16 protein-coding genes are annotated in these 17,762 nt (G+C 63.5%); 14 read left to right on the forward strand and 2 right to left on the reverse strand.

Annotated features, from left to right (window positions below; genetic code table 11):
* The first annotated feature begins 80 nt into the window (after window positions 1-80).
* Window positions 81-524 carry an SRPBCC family protein gene (locus tag IVA79_RS24180; protein WP_247557553.1) on the forward strand — a complete coding sequence of 148 codons (444 nt, stop codon included), beginning with the start codon at window positions 81-83 and terminating at the stop codon, window positions 522-524.
* Window positions 525-806: 282 nt separating this feature from the next.
* Here the strand turns inward: IVA79_RS24180 and IVA79_RS24185 are convergent, their stop codons facing one another.
* Window positions 807-2,138 (reverse strand): Hsp70 family protein, encoded by a 1,332-nt coding sequence (locus tag IVA79_RS24185; protein WP_247557555.1) that lies wholly within the window; start codon window positions 2,136-2,138, stop codon window positions 807-809.
* A 355-nt stretch (window positions 2,139-2,493) separates the two neighbouring features.
* Here IVA79_RS24185 and IVA79_RS24190 point away from each other — a divergent pair, with 355 nt between their 5' ends.
* From IVA79_RS24190 to IVA79_RS24235, 10 genes are all read left to right on the forward strand, one after another.
* Entirely contained in the window at window positions 2,494-2,631 is a 138-nt protein-coding gene (locus IVA79_RS24190) for a hypothetical protein (RefSeq protein WP_164934547.1), read from the forward strand.
* A 509-nt stretch (window positions 2,632-3,140) separates the two neighbouring features.
* Entirely contained in the window at window positions 3,141-4,106 is a 966-nt protein-coding gene (locus tag IVA79_RS24195) for a tripartite tricarboxylate transporter substrate-binding protein (RefSeq protein ID WP_247557594.1), read from the forward strand.
* 48 nt (window positions 4,107-4,154) lie between these two features.
* Window positions 4,155-4,652: a tripartite tricarboxylate transporter TctB family protein gene (locus tag IVA79_RS24200; protein ID WP_247557557.1), complete on the forward strand. Its 498-nt coding sequence runs from the start codon at window positions 4,155-4,157 to the stop codon at window positions 4,650-4,652.
* A gap of 43 nt (window positions 4,653-4,695) precedes the next feature.
* Entirely contained in the window at window positions 4,696-6,195 is a 1,500-nt protein-coding gene (locus IVA79_RS24205) for a tripartite tricarboxylate transporter permease (protein ID WP_247557560.1), read from the forward strand.
* Window positions 6,196-6,598: 403 nt separating this feature from the next.
* Entirely contained in the window at window positions 6,599-7,888 is a 1,290-nt protein-coding gene (gene oxlT, locus IVA79_RS24210) for an oxalate/formate MFS antiporter (RefSeq protein ID WP_247557562.1), read from the forward strand.
* Between the two features lie 248 nt (window positions 7,889-8,136).
* Window positions 8,137-9,483 carry an oxalate/formate MFS antiporter gene (oxlT, locus tag IVA79_RS24215; RefSeq protein ID WP_247557564.1) on the forward strand — a complete coding sequence of 449 codons (1,347 nt, stop codon included), beginning with the start codon at window positions 8,137-8,139 and terminating at the stop codon, window positions 9,481-9,483.
* 176 nt (window positions 9,484-9,659) lie between these two features.
* Entirely contained in the window at window positions 9,660-10,088 is a 429-nt protein-coding gene (locus IVA79_RS24220) for a CBS domain-containing protein (RefSeq protein WP_247557566.1), read from the forward strand.
* Window positions 10,089-10,271: 183 nt separating this feature from the next.
* Entirely contained in the window at window positions 10,272-11,291 is a 1,020-nt protein-coding gene (locus IVA79_RS24225; protein ID WP_247557568.1) for a 2-dehydropantoate 2-reductase, read from the forward strand.
* Window positions 11,291-12,076: a fumarylacetoacetate hydrolase family protein gene (locus tag IVA79_RS24230; RefSeq protein WP_247557570.1), complete on the forward strand. Its 786-nt coding sequence runs from the start codon at window positions 11,291-11,293 to the stop codon at window positions 12,074-12,076. Before IVA79_RS24225 ends, IVA79_RS24230 begins: the two co-directional genes overlap by 1 nt.
* 491 nt (window positions 12,077-12,567) lie before the next feature.
* Entirely contained in the window at window positions 12,568-13,974 is a 1,407-nt protein-coding gene (locus tag IVA79_RS24235; RefSeq protein ID WP_247557572.1) for a hypothetical protein, read from the forward strand.
* A 140-nt stretch (window positions 13,975-14,114) separates the two neighbouring features.
* Here the strand turns inward: IVA79_RS24235 and IVA79_RS37050 are convergent, their stop codons facing one another.
* Window positions 14,115-14,537 (reverse strand): hypothetical protein, encoded by a 423-nt coding sequence (locus IVA79_RS37050; protein WP_247557575.1) that lies wholly within the window; start codon window positions 14,535-14,537, stop codon window positions 14,115-14,117.
* Between the two features lie 13 nt (window positions 14,538-14,550).
* Here IVA79_RS37050 and IVA79_RS24245 point away from each other — a divergent pair, with 13 nt between their 5' ends.
* The 3 genes from IVA79_RS24245 to IVA79_RS24255 all read left to right on the forward strand — a co-directional run bounded on the left by IVA79_RS24245 (window position 14,551) and on the right by IVA79_RS24255 (window position 17,413).
* Window positions 14,551-16,290, forward strand: a complete 1,740-nt coding sequence (locus IVA79_RS24245) for a phospholipase D-like domain-containing protein (protein WP_247557579.1) — start codon at window positions 14,551-14,553, stop codon at window positions 16,288-16,290.
* A gap of 220 nt (window positions 16,291-16,510) precedes the next feature.
* A complete protein-coding gene (locus IVA79_RS24250) occupies window positions 16,511-16,714 on the forward strand; it encodes a hypothetical protein (protein ID WP_166819520.1) in 204 nt (67 codons plus the stop codon).
* 48 nt (window positions 16,715-16,762) lie between these two features.
* On the forward strand, window positions 16,763-17,413 hold the full coding sequence (locus tag IVA79_RS24255) for a hypothetical protein (protein ID WP_247557581.1): 651 nt from the start codon (window positions 16,763-16,765) through the stop codon (window positions 17,411-17,413).
* The last annotated feature ends 349 nt before the right edge of the window (window positions 17,414-17,762 follow it).

The following is a 17,762-nucleotide window of genomic DNA, read 5'->3' on the forward strand; positions in this document are numbered from 1 at the left end:
GCGCCACCCCGGTCGTCCTCGTGACATGAATGGGCCATAGACGCCAATCTCGGGCCCATCAAACACTGAGGATAACAACCATGCCCAGCACTGTCCGCCTGCACCGCGTTCTCGCCACCAGCCCGCAGAAGGTCTATCGCGCCTTCCTGGAGGCCGATGCGATGGCGAAATGGCTTCCGCCGAACGGCTTCACCTGCACCGTGCATCATTTCGAACCCAAGGTCGGCGGCACGTTCAAGATGTCGTTCCGGAATTTCACCACGGGCAACAGCCATTCGTTCGGCGGCGAATATGTCGAGCTCGTGCCGGGCGAGCGCCTGCGCTACACTGACAGGTTCGACGACCCCAATCTGCCGGGCGAGATCCAGGTCACCGTGATCCTGAAGAAGGTCTCGGTCGGCACCGAGATCGACATCACGCAGGCCGGCATCCCCGACGTCATCCCGCCGGAGGCCTGCTATCTCGGCTGGCAGGAATCGCTGCGCAATCTGGCGAAGCTCGTCGAGCCCGAGATCAATCAATAGCGAAGGCATTGGCGTCGTAGGGTGGGCAAAGGCGCACTTGCGCCGTGCCCACGATCTCTCGCGATACGGCGACAGACGCGTGGGCACGCTTCGCTTTGCCCACCCTACCGCACTGTTCGATCAGATCGCCGCTTTCTCCACGTCATTGCGAGGAGCTCTTGCGACGATGCAATCCAGACTTCCGCCGCGGAAAAAATCTGGATTGCATCGCTTCCGCCTTCGCTCTTCGAGCTTCGGCGGATAAGCCGCTCGCAATGACGGAGAATGAGGCACAACCGTTGGCTACACGCCCGCCTTCTCCCCGATCCCGCCGGCCGCGGTCCAGCGACCCGGGTCAGGACTGTGCCCGATCAGCGCCAAGCCATAGGCGATCGACTCGAACTGGTCACCCGACATCAGCCGCTCGTTGCCGAACCGCTCGGCAAACAATTTTCGCACCGCGGGCACGAAGGACGTGCCACCGGTCAAGAACACCTTCTCCACCTCGCGCGCCGTGATGCCGGCTTCGGCCAGCACCTTGTCGACAGTGGCGCCGAGGCGAGCGATGTCGTCGGCGATCCAGGCTTCGAACTTCTTGCGCGTGATGGCCGCGCCGATGTCGACGCCGCCGCCTCTGAAGCGAAAGTCGACCTCGTCCTGGACTGAGAGCGCCACCTTGGCATCGGACACCGCTCGGTACAGCGAAAAGCCGAGATCGAGATCGACGATGGTGATGAAATCCTCGAGCAGCTCCGGCTTCAGCGCGGTGCGCGCAAGCTCCCGCAATTCGCGCAGATCGCCGTTGCTCTTCATCATCGCCAGCTGATGCCAGCGCGCGAGGTTGGTGTAATGGCCGCTCGGGACCGGAAGCACCTTGTCGAAGGAGCGGAAGTTGGAGCCCTTGCCGAGCCGCGGCGAGACCACGTGGTCGACGATGCGGTAGTCGAACGTATCGCCCGCAATGCCGATGCCGGCGTGGCCGAGCGGCTCGGCGCGCAGATGACCTCCCGCGCGCGAAAAACGCATCACGGAGAAATCGCTGGTGCCGCCGCCGAAGTCGGCGACGAGCACGGTGGCATCGCGCTCCAGCCTACGGGCAAAGGAGAACGCCGCGCCGACGGGCTCGTAGACATAGCGGGCGTGGCCGGCGCCCAGGCGTTCGAACGCTGCGCGGTAGCGCTGCATCGCCAGCGCCTCGTCGGGGTTGCCGCCGGCAAAGCGCACCGGGCGGCCGACCGTGATGGTCGAGGTCTCAAAGCCGAATTTGTCGCCGCCATGGCGCGCCAGCGTGCGCAGGAACGCCGCCAGGATGTCCTCGAACTTGAAGCGCTGCCGGAACACTTGCGTGGTGTTGAAGCTGCTGCTCGCCGCAAAGGTCTTGAACGACTGCAGGAAGCGGTAGACGTGGCGTCCCTCGAGGAACGTCTCGATCGCCCACGGGCCGCCTTCGGCCTGGGCCCCGGCGCCCGGCCGGTCCTCCCAGAAGCACAGCGCCGACACGTAGACGCTGTGGCGCTGGCCGCCATGGTCGAAGCGGATGGCCTCGACCCGGCGGTCGTCCGCCGCGATGGCGACGACCGTATTGCTGGTCCCAAAATCGATGCCGATCGAGACGGCGGGCGAGGCGCTCGACATGAACCACTCTAACGGTTGATTGGATAAGGGGGGCGGACCACTAACCGCTTTGCATGAGCCTGCCAAGGCCTGCCTGCTGCATTGCGGCCGGAACCTATCATCATCGCCGCGGGATCCGTCCTCTCGGACCGGCTGATTCACCCGCCTTCCGCGCCTTTCGGCAAGGAAATGCCCCGGGGGAATCCGAGGCGCCGGCAATTTATATTGAATCGGCCCGTTAACCCGGCACTATGCTGCAATGCGAGAGATTACATGCTGCCATGCAAACAAGAACATAGACAGTGGCATCTGGTATACATAGATTGCCCCTCGAAATGAGACAGCAAGACTGACCGTCTCAAGAAAGGGAATTCCGATGTCCAAGACCGCTTCCGTTGCTCTCGCCCCCTCCTCCTCGCTGTTCGCCCGCTTGATGGCCGCGATCGACAGCCTTCTGATGGCGAGCGCCGAGATTTCCAACCACAACGGCGACCTGCCGCGTTTCGGCCTGTAACAAGGCCTTGCCCGCCTCGCCGAGCAGCGGGCCGGCAGGCCGCCGCAGACATGACGTTCGAGCAAATGGCCCCCAAATCGGGGCCATTTTGCTTTTGCGTGCTGGCCCGGCTCCACGACGCACAACTGCGACGATTGGTCCGCCGGGGTCCCTGCCGATCCGATTGTTTATCCGCTGGCATCTCGCATACCATTCGACGAACCAAGAATGGATTGCACAATCAAAGGTGTAAGGCGGGGAAACATAGCGCGGAACGGGAACCGGCCAGGGACAGATCTGCCGCGAACCTTGGCGGAACCTTAGCCGAAAGGAGCGGATGCCGCGCTTTATCCCTGCTCATAGAGTTTCTATCGGAACTGCCCTGGGAGATCGACCGCAAGGGTGACCCCAGGCATGTGAAGCGAGATGGGCTGACGCAAGCCGACAAAGAGCGGCTGCGTTGAGGGTTCGACAGGGAGAGAAACAAGATGAAGCCATTCGTTCTGAATGTCGCTCTGGCGGCAATCGCGATGTCGTGCGCCAGCAGCACCGCAAGCGGTGCTGGCTGGGAGCCGGTCCGTCCGGTCGAGTTCATCGTGCCCGCGGGCACCGGCGGCGGCGCCGATCAGATGGCGCGCACCATCCAGGGCATCGTCACCAAGCACAATCTGATGAAGCAGCCGCTGGTCGTCATCAACAAGGCCGGCGGCGCGGGCGGCGAAGGTTTCCTCGACGTGAAGACGTCGTCGGGCAATCCCCACAAGATCATCATCACGCTGTCGAACCTGTTCACGACGCCGCTGGCAACGGGGATCCCGTTCAACTGGAAGGATTTGACGCCGGTGGCGATGCTGGCGCTCGACGAATTCGTGCTCTGGGTGAATGCCGAAAAGCCGTACGCCACCGTCAAGGACTACGTCGAGGCGGCGAAGAAGGCGCCGGCCGGCTCGTTCAAGATGGGCGGCACCGGCTCCAAGCAGGAAGACCAGATCATCACGGTCGGCATCGAGAAAGCGATCGAGGCGAAGTTCACCTACATTCCCTACAAGGGCGGCGGCGAAGTCGCGGTTCAGCTCGTCGGCAACCACGTCGATTCGACCGTCAACAATCCGATCGAGGCGGTCGCGCAATGGCGCGGCGGCAAGCTCCGCCCGCTCTGCGTGTTCGACGCCCAGCCGATGGCCTATGACGAGCCGATCGCCGACGGCAAGGCCTGGAAGGATATTCCGACCTGCAAGTCGCAGGGTCTTGCGATGGAATATCTCATGCTGCGCGGCATCTTCATGTCACCCAAGGCCACCAAGGATCAGATCGAATATTACGTCGAGCTGTTCAAGAAGGTGCGCGCCACACCGGAATGGCAGGACTTCATGAAGAACGGCGCCTTCAACACGACCTTCCTGACCGGCGCCGATTACGCCAAATGGGTCGAGGCGGAAGAGAAGCGCCACGAGGGCTTGATGAAGGACGCCGGTTTCCTCGCCTCGGGGAATTGACCGCGCGTCTGCCGCGACCGCGAAACACGCGCTTGATCTGGAGGTCCCATGAGTGAACAATCCGGAACCGAATCCGGCCCCCCACACAAGACGCTGGAAATCGGCATGGCGCTGCTGATCGGCGCCTTCGGCCTGGTCGTGATCTTCGGCAGCCTGAAGGCCGGCATCAACTGGGGCGCGGAGGGTCCGCGTGCCGGCTTCTTTCCCTTCTATGTCGGCGCCGCCATCGTCGGCGCAAGCGCCATCAACCTCTGGCATGCGCAGCGCGACGACGACGGCCGGCTGTTCGCAGAATGGGGACAGCTTCGCCAGGTCATGAGCGTCGTCGTGCCCACTGCGATCTATGTCGGCACGATGCCGTTCATCGGCCTCTACGTCGCCTCCATGGTCTTCATCGCCTGGTTCATGCGCTGGCTCGGCGGCTATCGCTGGCTGACGGTCGCCGCGATCGCCATCGGCATGCCCGTCGTGACCTATCTCGTTTTCGAGCGCTGGTTCCTGGTCCCGCTTCCCAAGGGGCCGCTCGAGGAATGGCTCGGTCTGTAAGAGCTGCGCCGTCATCCCCGTTATTGCTGCAGGACGTATTGATATGGAAGAGTTGGCCAATCTGTTTCACGGCTTCGCGGTCGCCCTGCAGCCCTACAACATCATGCTGATGATCATCGGCATCACGCTCGGCGTCATCATTGGCGTGCTGCCGGGGCTCGGGGGCGCCAATGGCGTCGCCATCCTTCTGCCCCTGACCTTCAGCATGCCGCCGACATCGGCGATCATCATGCTCTCCTGCATCTATTGGGGCGCGTTGTTCGGCGGCGCCATCACCTCGATCCTGTTCAACATACCCGGCGAGCCCTGGTCGGTCGCGACCACCTTCGACGGCTATCCGATGGCGCAACAGGGCAAGCCCGGCGAAGCGCTGACCGCCGCCTTCACCTCCTCCTTCGTGGGCGCGCTGTTTGCCGTCATCATGATCACGCTGGTCGCCCCCCTCGTCGCGGGCTTCGCGCTGCGATTTGGCCCGGCGGAGAAGTTCGCGGTGTACTTCCTCGCCTTCTGCAGCTTCGTCGGCCTCAGCAAGGAGCCACCGTTCAAGACCATCGCGGCGATGATGATGGGCTTTGCGCTCGCGGCCGTGGGCCTGGACTCGATCACGGGGCAATTGCGGCTGACTTTCGGCGTCACGGAGCTGCTCAACGGATTCGACTTCCTGATCGCAGTGATCGGCCTGTTCGGCATCGGCGAGATCCTGCTGACCATGGAGGAAGGGCTGGCATTCCGCGGCGGCAACGCCACCATCAACCTCCGGGTGGTGCTGCAGACCTGGCGGGAATTGCCCGCTTATTGGATGACCTCGCTGCGCTCCTGCCTGATCGGGTGCTGGATGGGCGTCACGCCGGCCGGCGCAACGCCGGCGTCCTTCATGAGCTACGGCATCGCCAAGCGCCTGTCGCGCCGCGGCAACAATTTCGGCAAGGGCGAGATCGAAGGCGTGATCGCGCCGGAGACCGCCGCGCATGCCGCGGGCACCTCGGCGCTGCTGCCGATGCTGTCGCTGGGCGTGCCCGGCTCCCCGACCGCCGCCGTCCTGCTCGGCGGATTGCTGATCTGGGGCCTGCAGCCCGGCCCCATGCTGTTCGTCGAGCAGAAGGAGTTCGTCTGGGGCCTGATCGCGTCGATGTATCTCGGCAATCTCGCCGGCCTCATCGTCGTGCTCACCTGCGTGCCGATCTTCGCCGCCATCCTGCGCGTGCCCTTCGGCATCATCGCGCCGCTCATCCTGGTGCTCTGCGCCATCGGCGCCTATTCGGTGCACAACAGCACCTTCGACGTGATGCTGATGCTGGTGTTCGGCGTGCTCGGCTATCTCCTGAAGAAGTGCAACTACCCGCTGGCACCGCTGGTGCTCGCCATCGTGCTCGGCGACAAGGCGGAGGAAGCCTTCCGCCAGTCGCTGCTGGGATCGCAGGGCTCGCTCAATGTGTTCTTCTCCAACGGCCTCGTCAGCACGATCATGGTGCTCGGCCTGATCGCCCTGTTCTGGTCCGCGATCCAGGAAGGCTACAGCCGGCTGCGCACGTCGATGGCGTGAGGCGCGATCCGCGCCGCCGCCCCTGCCAAACCGTCGCAGGCCGGACTTTTGGAATAAAGGATCCCAGGAAGGGTGCGCTCGCCGAATGCCCCCTGCCGGCGTGCGCGAGCAGCGCATGAGTGCGAAAATCCCCGCGCTTGCCGGCTTTCCCCAACGCGCTCACGGCGTCGCGCCTTTTCGAAAAACACCTGATAAATCAATAGTTTGAATGGCCATAATGGCTATTGATGCCGGCACGCCGGCAATGATGGGGCTTTACAAGCGCGCCGCCATGGCACATGTGAACAGACCCGCGTTATTTCGCCGCACCTCCCCCTCCGTCGCTTGAATCTTGGCATATTGCATACCAGGATGCACGCCAGCGCATGCTTAAAAATGATCGGCGCGTTCGGGAGGGTTTTTAATGACGGACATGGTGCAGTCGGCAGCGGCCCCTAGTGCCGCGCGTGTGAGCGATACTTATCGCTGGGCGCAATTGGCCATCGGTGTCGGCGCGATGGTGATGATCGCCAATTATCAGTACGGCTGGACATTCTTCGTCCCCGACATCCAGAAGAAATTCGGCTGGGATCGCGCGTCGATCCAATGGGCCTTTACGCTGTTCGTGCTGTTCGAGACCTGGCTGGTGCCGATCGAAGGATGGTTCGTCGACAAATATGGTCCGCGAATCGTCGTGCTGGTCGGCGGCGTGCTCTGCGCCATCGGCTGGGCGATCAACGCGCAGGCCACCACGCTCAACGGCTACTATCTCGGCATGATCATCGCGGGCATCGGCGCCGGCGGCGTCTACGGCACCTGCGTCGGCAACGCGCTGAAGTGGTTTCCGGACAAGCGCGGTCTTGCCGCAGGCATCACGGCCGCGGGCTTCGGGGCAGGCTCCGCGCTGACCGTCGCGCCGATCCAGGCCATGATCAAGGACTCTGGCTTCCAGACCACCTTCCTCTATTTCGGCCTCGGCCAAGGCATCATCATCTGCATCCTGGCCTTCTTCCTGCTGTCGCCGAAAGCGGGCCAGGTGCCGAGCGTGGTGGCAAACGCCAATCTGCTGCAGACCCGCCGCAACTACCAGCCGACCGAAGTTCTGCGTCAGCCGATCTTCTGGCTGATGTACTTCATGTTCGTGATCGTCGGCGCCGGCGGGTTGATGGTGACGGCGAACCTGAAGCCGATCGCGGCCGACTGGAAGGTCGACAACGTGCCGGTCACGCTGATGGCGGTGACGATGACGGCAGTGACCTTCGCGGCCACGATCGACCGCGTGCTCAACGGCCTGACCCGTCCGTTCTTCGGCTGGATCTCCGACATGATCGGCCGCGAGAACACGATGTTCATCGCCTTCGGCATGGAAGGGTTCGGCATCTGGATGCTCTACCTCTGGGGCCACGATCCGATCTGGTTCGTGCTGCTCTCGGGCTTCGTGTTCTTCGCCTGGGGTGAGATCTACTCGCTGTTCCCCTCGACCTGCACCGACACGTTCGGCGCCAAGTTCGCGACCACCAATGCCGGCCTGCTCTACACCGCGAAGGGCACCGCCGCGCTGCTGGTCCCGATCGGCAATTACATGCAGCAATCGTCGGGCACCTGGGACAGCGTGTTCATCATCGCGGCCGGCGCCAACATCCTGGCTTCGCTGCTGGCGATCGCGGTGCTGAAACCCTGGCGCAAGGTCGTGGTCGAGAAATCGACCATCTGACCCGCTCCACCACAGCTCTTCATCGAGCAGACGCCCGGCCTCGCGGCCGGGCGTTTTCGTTAGAGCGAGTCCTTCACCGCACGATGGAACCGCAGATTTTCGGGATGGAGGACCCAGTTAGGGCTTGCTTTCTGGAATATGGTATACCAAGCTCCGCGCCGCGCTTGCGACGATAAGCCACAACCATTGCGACATCAAGTCATCTTGGCAAACGATGTCGACAGGACGAGCGCGTTGGGAGGTTCTTGATGATTTCCAGCACGGACGGCGCGGTCACGGCCGCGCCTCTTCGCACCGGTTTCCGTTGGCTCCAGCTCGCCATGGGCATCGCCTGCATGGCGATGATCGCCAACCTGCAATATGGCTGGACGCTGTTCGTCGATCCGATCGACGCCGCCCATCATTGGGGACGCGCCGCGATCCAGCTCGCTTTCACCATCTTCGTCGTCACCGAGACCTGGCTGGTGCCGGTCGAGGCCTGGTTCGTCGACAAATACGGCCCGCGCATCGTCGTCATGTTCGGCGGCGTGATGATCGCGCTGTCCTGGATCCTCAACTCCTATGCCGACTCGCTCACTTTGCTCTATGCGGCGGCGATCATCGGCGGCATGGGCGCGGGCGCGGTCTACGGCACCTGCGTCGGCAACGCGCTGAAATGGTTTCCGGATCGCCGCGGCCTTGCCGCCGGCGCGACCGCCGCCGGCTTCGGCGCTGGTGCCGCGCTCACCATCGTGCCGATCGCGAGCATGATCGCATCGAGCGGCTATCAGCACGCCTTCCTCACCTTCGGCATCGGCCAGGGCATGATCGTGTTCGCGCTCGCCTTCTTCATCCAGCCGCCGCGGCTCTCGATCCCGCCGAAGAAGAAGCAGCTCAATCTGCCGCAAACCAAGATCGACTTCACCCCGCCGCAGGTGCTGCGCACCCCGATTTTCTGGGTCATGTACCTCGTCTTCGTCATGGTCGCCTCGGGCGGCCTGATGACGGCGGCCCAGATCGGTCCGATCGCGCACGACTTCAAGATCGCCGACACGCCGGTCACGCTCGCCGGCTTCCAGATGGCGGCGCTGACCTTCGCGATCTCGCTCGACCGCATCCTCGATGGTTTCGGCCGCCCGTTCTTCGGCTTCGTCTCCGACACGATCGGCCGCGAGCACACCATGTTCATCGCCTTCGGCACCGCAGCGCTGATGCTCCTGACGCTGTCGGCCTACGGACACATCCCGCTGGTCTTCGTGCTGGCGACCGCGGTTTACTTCGGCGTGTTCGGCGAAATCTACTCGCTGTTCCCCGCGACCTGCGGCGACACCTTCGGCTCGAAGTTCGCAACCACCAACAACGGCATGCTCTACACCGCGAAGGGCACCGCCTCCCTGCTCGTTCCGCTCGCGAGCGTGATCTCGGCGGCCTATGGCTGGAAAGCCGTGTTCGTGGTCGCGGTGGCCCTGAACGCGACGGCGGCGCTGATGGCGCTGTTCGTGATCAAGCCGCTGCGCCGCTCCTTCATCCTCGGCAAGGAAGCCGAGAGCACCGAGGCGTCGACCGGCAGCGCCAAGACAACCGCAAAGACAACCGCCAGGACCGAGACGGCGTAACCGCCGCACGCTTTCGCACGACGAGCAAGGGGCGCAGCGATGCGCCCCTTCCTTTTGTCTCGGCGACAAACGTCAGCATCGCTGTCGCAAGATTTTTCGGATCGCCCAAATCCAGCGCTTGACGATTGGCATTATGTATACCACACTTCTCGCAACATTCACCCAGGGAGGTTGCAATGCTGGTCGGAGACATTCTGCGCAAGAAGACGCCGCGCGTTGTCACGGTGCGAATGAACGAAACAGTGGGCATCGCCGCCAAGCTGATGCGCGCCAACAATATCAGCGCGCTCGTGGTCAAGGACGTGGTCCGCTCCGAGGGTAACACCGCGGTCGGCATGTTCACCGAGCGCGACGTGGTGCGCGCCGTCGCCGAGCACGGCGCGAACGCCGTCAACGTCAAGGTCTCGCAGCTCGTCTCGGTGCAGCAGCTCGTGTCCTGCACCTCGAGCGACACGATCGAGCATGTCCGGCATCTGATGAACCGGCATCACATCCGCCATTTGCCCGTCATCGACGATTACAGCCTCGTCTCCGTCATCAGCATGCGCGACATCGCGGCTGCCATGGACGAGGCCATCAACGGCAAGCCGCAAGCAGCTGCCTAAGCATGATCCGGAAAAGTGCGCAGCGGTTTTCCGAAAAGATCATGCTCAAACAATAGGCTAAAGCGCCTCGCGCTTTAGCGATACGACCCTTCCCCTGTGACTACCGGCCCGGCTCGGATCCCTTCCGAGCCGGACCGGATCTTTCGTCCCAATTTCCGGCTTCGGCTGCTTCGCGAGGACTTCATGAAGATCTGCATCTACGGCGCCGGCGCAATCGGCGGATATCTCGGGGTTCAGCTCGCGCGCGCAGGCGCCGATGTCAGCCTCATCGCACGCGGCGCCCACCTTGCCGCGATGCGCGAGCGCGGCCTGACGCTGCTCGCGGGCGAGGAGAAGCACACCGTGCATCCGCGCTGCACCGACGATCCCACAGAGCTCGGCGTGCAGGACTACATCATCATCACGCTGAAGGCGCATTCGATCACCGGCGTGATCGAGAAGATGCAGCCGCTGCTCGGGCCCCACACCCGCATCGTCACCGCCGTCAACGGCATCCCCTATTGGTACTTCTACAAGCACGGCGGCCAATACGAGAACTCGACGCTGGAGAGCATCGATCCCGGCGGGCGGCAATGGCGCGAGTTGGGGGCCGAGCGCGCCATCGGCTGCATCGTCTATCCCGCCACCGAAATCGAGGCGCCCGGCGTGATCCGTCACGTCTACGGCAACAATTTCCCGCTCGGCGAGCCCTCGGGCGAGATCACCTCGGACGTAACGCGCCTCGCCGACCTGTTCGTCGCCGCCGGGCTGAAGGCCCCGGTGCTCGACCGCATCCGCGACGAGATCTGGCTGAAGCTCTGGGGCAATGTCTGCTTCAACCCGATCAGCGCGCTCACGCACGCAACGCTCGACGTGATCTGCACCGATCCGGCGACGCGCTCGCTGTCGCGCGCGATCATGGTGGAGACGCAAGGCATCGCCGAGACGTTCGGGGTCAAATTCCGCGTCGACGTCGAGCGCCGCATCGAGGGTGCACGCAAGGTCGGCGCCCACAAGACCTCGATGCTCCAGGATCTCGAGCGCGGCCGTCCCATGGAGATCGACCCGCTGGTCACCGTCGTGCAGGAGATGGGCCGTCTCACCGGCATCGCCACGCCCGCGCTCGACTCGGTGCTGGCGATGGTGACCCAGCGCGCCCGCATCGCCGGCCTCTATGACGGCGTCTCGACGCCATCGGATCCCCGCGCATTGGCGGTGGCGTGATGACGAGCGAGGTGAAGAAGTGGCTGCGCTTCCGCAGCAATGGCACGGCCGGTTTCGGCACGCTCACGCCATCGGGGATCAGCGTGCATGAGGGCGAGATGTTCGGCCGCAACTCTGCGACCGGCAAGAGTCTGGCGCTCTCGGAGGTCGAGCTGCTCGCCCCCTGTGCGCCCGGCAAGATCGTCGCGCTCTGGAACAATTTTCACGCGCTCGCGGCCAAGCTCAACCAGCCCGAGCCGCCGGAGCCGCTCTATCTGCTGAAAGCCACCACCAGCATCACGACGCCGGGCGCCGTGATCCGCCGTCCCTCATATTACGACGGCAAGACCACTTATGAGGGCGAGCTCGGCATCGTCATCGGCAGGACCTGCGCACGTGTCTCGCCCACCGAGGCCGACAGCTTCATCTTCGGCTATACCTGCGTCAACGACATCACCGCCAACGACATCCTGACCAGCGACCCAACCTTCCCGCAATGGGCCCGCGCCAAGGGCATCGACGATTACGGCCCGTTCGGCCCCGTCATCGCAACCGGCCTCGATCCCGCAAAACTCACGGTACGCACCATCCTCAACGGCGCGGAGCGGCAGAACTACCCGATCTCCGACATGATCTTCACGGCGCAGGAGCTGGTCAGCAAAATCTCCCACGACATGACCCTGCTCCCCGGCGACCTCATCGCCGTCGGCACCTCAGTCGGCGTCGGCGTGATGAAGGAGCCCGTGAACACCGTGACCGTCGCGATCGACGGCATCGGCGAGCTCACCAACGAGTTTCGGCTGTAGCCGCGAACACCGTGCCGTAGCCCGGAATGACGGCTCGCCGGCCATCTTTCCCGCAGCGCGGCAAAATTGATCCAGCGCAAATCGCACCATCCCGGCCGCCACTATCCTTCCGGCAACAGATCGATTTCTGATGCAAGGGAGGACGCCATGACGAACGCCAGCAATGCACTTTTGTGGACGGCCCTGTACTTCGCTCTCGCATTCGGTGCGATCTTCGCCGTCTGGTTCGCCGACAAGATGCGCTCGAGCTTCCTCGGGAAATGAGGCGCGCCGATTCGGGTCGGCGCCCGCCGCGGCTACCACGTCCGATCTAGGGATTTCCCGCTTCTGGAAAAGACGGGCATCCCTTTCATCGCGCCTCAGCCGACCGGCTGATGCGGTGAGTTGGGGATTCGCGCCGCAACGTGCACCCAGCACCCCGCCAGCCTCTTGCGCTCGGTTCCCCGCTTGGCAATCATGGCGAAAATGTGTGCCGGCGTGAGGAATTCACGATGTGGCTGTTTTTCCTGGTTGCCTGGTTGGGCCTGCTGGCCGCCGTCGCGCTTCTTGCCCAGCAGGCGCTTGGTTACGACATTGCCCACCTGCCCGCCTGGTTCGCGGGCCTGCCGGTGCCGCAACGCATCGCAACCGGCGTGATTGCCGCCCTGGCGCTGGCCCTGATTGGCGCCTCTGCCTGGCGGCTGTCGCGCCAGGACCGCAGCCTGAACACGCTTCGTGACCGCCTCAAGAGGACCAGGGAGGACGTCGTCGTCGCCCACGCCCTGCAAAACCACCTCGATGCCACGGTTCAGCACCTGATCGAAAGCGATCCCCGGGAGGCGGTCTCCGCCCTCCACGACAAGCTCGGCGAGACCGAGCAGCGCGCGCTGCTTCAGCAGGGCCGCAACCAATCCACCGACATGCACGATCAGCTCGCCGAGATCCGCCGCCGCCAGCAAGCGCTGCGCGAGATGGTCGGCAAGGTCGCCGATCAGCGCCGCGCGGTCGAGCCCGTCTTCACCGAGATCCGCGACCGCCAGAACCAGCTCGAACGCTCGCTGCACGACCTCGAGACCGACGACCGCAAGAACAATCTCGCCGACCGGCAGAGGGACATCGCCCGCGACGTGTCGGCGCTGCTGGGGCGGGTGAGCACGGTCCAGGAGACGTTTGCGACCCTGAACCAGTACAAGGAGGATCTGGCGAAATCCCACGCCGAGCTGGCGCCGCTGCGCGCCTCGGACGCCGGCATCAACGCCCTGATCGGCGAGCTCAGCCTCAGCCATGATCGTCTTGCCAAGAGCATCGACGAGCTCGAGACCGCCGGTGAAGCGCCGCTTCCCACCCGCGTCGAGACGCTGTCGAAGAACAAGATCGAGATCGAGCAACGCCTCGCCCGCATCGACGACAGCTTCAACATTCTCAAAGGTATCAGGCTCGACTTCGAGGAGCTGGGCCAGCGCCAGGCCCAGCTCGAACGCGCGCTCGCCGATGTCGAGACGGATGCCGCCGGCAAGACCCTCACCGAGCGCCAGAACGCGCTGAACGATTTCGTCCTCCAGTCGCGCCAGCGTCTCGGCGCGCTACAGGAGACGCTGGCGACGCTGAGCGCCTTCAAGACGGAACTGTCGAAGTCGCAGGCCGACCTCGTCCCGCTCAAGGCCCCGGTGTTCGGTATCGAAGCTCTGATCGCGGAGGTCGGCACCACCCGCGATCTTCTCGCCAAAACCGTCAGCGAGATCGAGGCCAACGGCGACGTCACCCTCGCCTCGCGCGTCGAGGCGCTGACGAAAAGCAAGCGCGAGGTCGAAGACCGCCTCGCCCGCGTCTTCGACAATTTCAACGCGCTCGATGCACTGCGCAAGGATATCGGCGGCATCTTCGCGACGATCAGGAACAGTTTGAACCGGATCGGGTGAAGCGCCGTCCCATCGGCGCCTGCTCCGCAACAAAGACAGACCACGAGGTATTTCCGTATCCGCTCGGCCCGTGATACAATCTTGGGGCGAGTATTTGAATTTCAGGTTTTTTCGACTCGATCATCATTCCGTCGCTGGCATCAACCCGTCAATGCCGGCCAGCATTCATATTCGGAGGACGCGTCCATGGCCGCCCGGAAAGTCACAAAGTCTGCCAAGAAGACCAAAGCCAAAGCTTCGAAATCAAAGTCCAAGAAAGCCAAGACAAAAGCCAAGGCGAAAAAAGCCGCGGCCAAATCCAAGAAAACCGAACCCAAAAAAGCCAAGTCCAAGAAAGCCAAGTCGAAGAAGGCGAAATCTAAATCGGCCAAGTCCAAGGTGAGCAAGTCCAAGGCCAGCAAATCCAAGGCGGTAAAATCCAACGCGAAAAAATCCAAGGCCGGCAAGAAGACGGCTAAGGCGAAGAAGAGCAAGACCGGCGCAACCAAGATGAAAAAGACCAGCAAGGTTGCAAAGAAGGCCGGCACCCCGACAACGCCGCCAGCCACGACGTCGCCTGCCACTCCCACGCCGCCAGTGACATCGCCTCCCTCAAATCCGCCCCCGGGCGCGTCGGGCTTCCAGGTCGTTGGCACCAACGCCGGTGCACTGTTTTCCCTCAAGTTGCATCGCGGCGACGGCAAGACGCTGGTTGCGATGAACTGGAAGAACGGCCGTCCGCCGCAGAATTTCGTCGGCTTCGCGATCGAGTACCAGGAGCCCGGCGGTAACGAGTTCTTTGCGTTGAACAACCGGCTCGGCTTTCTCGACGCCTCGGGCAACGTCGATCCTCAAAAGCATCCGACCCTGCAAGCGCCGATCCAGAAATTCCGGTGGGTGCATTTCCCGCGCAATGCAGAACTCGTCGGCGACTTCATCTATCGCGTCACGCCGATGTTCATGGACGCGCAGGGCAACCTCAGCAAGGGCGAGCCACAGCAGGCGCCGATCGAGCTCGCGCGCGAGACCTATCCGGGCATCGCCAACGTCACCTTCACCCGCGGCTTCGTCTCGTCGCAGGCCTTCGTCGACCGTTATCTGGCGCACGGCCCGATCAACACGCTGGTGGCGCCCCTCGCAGCGGGCGGGCTCGACTTCAAGCCAACCCATCCCGACACGCAGGTCGCACTGGCCTGGATGGGCTTCGAGGCGCGCAACGCGATCCTGGAAACCCTCGATCAGGCGATCGCCGACCATGCCGAGGTCCGCGTCGTTGCCTACGATTTCAACATGCCTGAGATCCTCGACCGCCTCCTCCAACTCGGACCGTTGCTCAAGATCATCATCGACGACAGTGCCGACCATGGTGAAGACGGTTCCGCGGAAAACGCTGCGGAGAGCCGCCTGGTCGCCTCGGCCGGGCGCGCAAACGTATTGCGCCAGCATATGGGCAACCTCCAGCACAACAAGACGATCGCGGTGAACGGGCCGACCGTGAAGAAAGTGGTGTTTGGTTCTACTAATCTGTCGTGGCGCGGCTTCTACGTGCAGGCCAACAATGCCTTGGTGGTGACTGGTCAGAAGCCGGTCGATCTCGCATTCGCGGCCTTCGACAGCTATGTCGCCAAGAGCAACAGCGCCGCAGGCTTCGGCGCAACGCCTTCCGCCGACTGGCAAGACCTCGAACTTCCCGGCATCGACGCCAAGGTGGTGTTCTCGCCCCACAGTGCCGCCAACGCCAAGCTCGACGGGATCGGCGACGACCTCAAGACCACGACGTCGTCACTACTCTATTCGCTGGCGTTCCTGGCGCAGACGAGCGGCTCCGTGCGAGACGCGATCAAACAGCTGACCGAGGATCCCAACGTTTTCGTCTACGGCATCGCCGACAAGAAGGTCGGCGGCATCGAGGTGCAGGACCCTGACGGAAACAGGCAGCCGGTGTTCGCAGCCGAGCTCAGCAAGAATGTGCCCGAACCTTTCGCGTCGGAGCCAACCGGCGGCACCGGTACACGCATGCATCACAAGTTCACGGTGATCGACTTCGACAAGCCGACGGCGCGGGTCTATCTCGGCTCCTACAATTTCTCCAAGCCCGCCGATCGCCACAACGGCGAGAACCTCATGCTCATCAAAGACCGTCGCATCGCCGTGTCCTACATGATCGAGGCACTCGGCATCTTCGACCATTACTCGTTCCGGGTCGCGGTCAAGAACGCCAAAGAGAAGGGTGTGAAGCTGCATCTGAAGCGGCCGCCGGGCCCGGGCGAAAAGGCGTGGTTCGACGACGATTTCACCGTCGGATACAAGATCAAGGATCGGCTGCTGTTCTCCTGAACGGTATGAAAGGTCGTGAGCGGGATGGGTCGAGCGAGACTCATTCCGTGGGCCGTGATCCACCGCCTGGAAACATCCGGACACATCACATCTCCGCGCGCCTGAGAGATGCCGCCAACATGTCCCGGGTGCGCCGCAACTTGGTCGCATTCCGCCGCCCTTCTGTGAGGCGTGTCTGGGGGCACGGCATGGCCGTGTTTGGGCCAAACCTTCTAGGGGTATCACTGTGAAGAAGATTGTAATTGCTCTGGGTGCGACGCTTGCTCTGGTGACGGCTGCGAACGCTGCGGATTTGCCGCGCCGCCAGCCCGTGCCGGCCTATCCGGCCGAGCAGGCACCGATCGGCAAGATGCCGATTGGCAAGAGCCCGGTTGGAAAGGCCCCGATCGGCAAGGCGCCGGGCCCGGTCGCAGCGCGCTACTGACGCGCCGCGCAAGACTAGCGTAAGCGGCCGACAGTCGAGGGGCACAGTTTGACGAACAAACCTGATCGATCGGGATCCTGCATCCTTGCCGGGCTCGCCCTCGCGGCGATGATCGCATGCCTGATGCCCTCGGCTTCGGCGCACGAAGCGAACAAGCGCGTTGCCGATGCCAATGCGCTTGCCACGACCGACTCCACATCACGGCCGGCGCCGCAATCGACGCGGCGTTCGGTCGCGCGCGCGGAGAAGGGTCCGTATTACGTCGACTTCCGCGCCCGCACGGCCGCGAGCTGGGGTCACGCCTTCGTCTGGTACGGCAAGACCAGTGAGAAGGCGGTCGAGGTCGCAGGGCTGACGCCTGCCGGCGACACGCTCGCTTACGTGCTCGGCCACATCACCTTCGTGCCGTCGGAGACCGGCGCGAGCTACGGCGATCTCGATCCGGACTATCTGACCGCGAGCTATCGCGTCTATCTGAACGAGGCCGACGCCAAGCGCGTGTTCGCCTATATCAAGAAATTGCAGGCGAGCTCGCCGGTGTGGAACGCCGAGACCGCCAACTGCACCGGCTTCATCGGCGACATCGCCGAGTTCATGGGCTTGCAAGTCCCCAACCGCTGGCAGCGCCCCGAAAACTTCGTCAACCGCCTCAAGGAAATGAACGGCGGCCGTCAGATGGTGCGGCTGTCGGCGCAGTAGCTGCAGCCCTTCGCCTGCGCGGCCATCCTTCGAGACGCCCGCCTTTGGCGGGCCCTCAGGATGAGGACCGAGTGCGCGGCAGCAGTTTCAACGGGCACCATGATTGCTTAACCTCATCCTGAGGAGACCGCCACCGGGTCCGCGCAAAGCGCGGCCGATGACAGGCTCCGCGGTCGTCTCGAAGGACGAGGCGCTCGCTCAGCTCGTGCGCAGGACTCACCGACTGCGCTCGAAGCGCCCCCTCGCCCGTCGAGGCTGAGCAAGAATTGGTTCGTTGGCGGTCCTAGGCCGTAGCGAACGGGGTGATTGCGAGCGGGGGCTGAAATATTCGCCAGAAGGTCGCTAGAGC

The organism is Bradyrhizobium sp. 138, assembly GCF_023074075.1.
Taxonomy (GTDB): domain Bacteria; phylum Pseudomonadota; class Alphaproteobacteria; order Rhizobiales; family Xanthobacteraceae; genus Bradyrhizobium.

Coding starts and splice junctions, on each gene's coding strand:
- IVA79_RS24190 (WP_164934547.1), top strand. CDS start 2,494: ATGTCCAAGACCGCTTCCGTTGCTCTCGCCCCCTCCTCCTCGCTGTTC.
- oxlT (WP_247557564.1), top strand. CDS start 8,137: ATGATTTCCAGCACGGACGGCGCGGTCACGGCCGCGCCTCTTCGCACC.
- IVA79_RS24185 (WP_247557555.1), bottom strand. CDS start 2,138: ATGTCGAGCGCCTCGCCCGCCGTCTCGATCGGCATCGATTTTGGGACC.
- oxlT (WP_247557562.1), top strand. CDS start 6,599: ATGACGGACATGGTGCAGTCGGCAGCGGCCCCTAGTGCCGCGCGTGTG.
- IVA79_RS24230 (WP_247557570.1), top strand. CDS start 11,291: ATGACGAGCGAGGTGAAGAAGTGGCTGCGCTTCCGCAGCAATGGCACG.
- IVA79_RS24205 (WP_247557560.1), top strand. CDS start 4,696: ATGGAAGAGTTGGCCAATCTGTTTCACGGCTTCGCGGTCGCCCTGCAG.
- IVA79_RS24235 (WP_247557572.1), top strand. CDS start 12,568: ATGTGGCTGTTTTTCCTGGTTGCCTGGTTGGGCCTGCTGGCCGCCGTC.
- IVA79_RS24225 (WP_247557568.1), top strand. CDS start 10,272: ATGAAGATCTGCATCTACGGCGCCGGCGCAATCGGCGGATATCTCGGG.
- IVA79_RS24200 (WP_247557557.1), top strand. CDS start 4,155: ATGAGTGAACAATCCGGAACCGAATCCGGCCCCCCACACAAGACGCTG.
- IVA79_RS24195 (WP_247557594.1), top strand. CDS start 3,141: ATGTCGTGCGCCAGCAGCACCGCAAGCGGTGCTGGCTGGGAGCCGGTC.
- IVA79_RS24220 (WP_247557566.1), top strand. CDS start 9,660: ATGCTGGTCGGAGACATTCTGCGCAAGAAGACGCCGCGCGTTGTCACG.
- IVA79_RS24180 (WP_247557553.1), top strand. CDS start 81: ATGCCCAGCACTGTCCGCCTGCACCGCGTTCTCGCCACCAGCCCGCAG.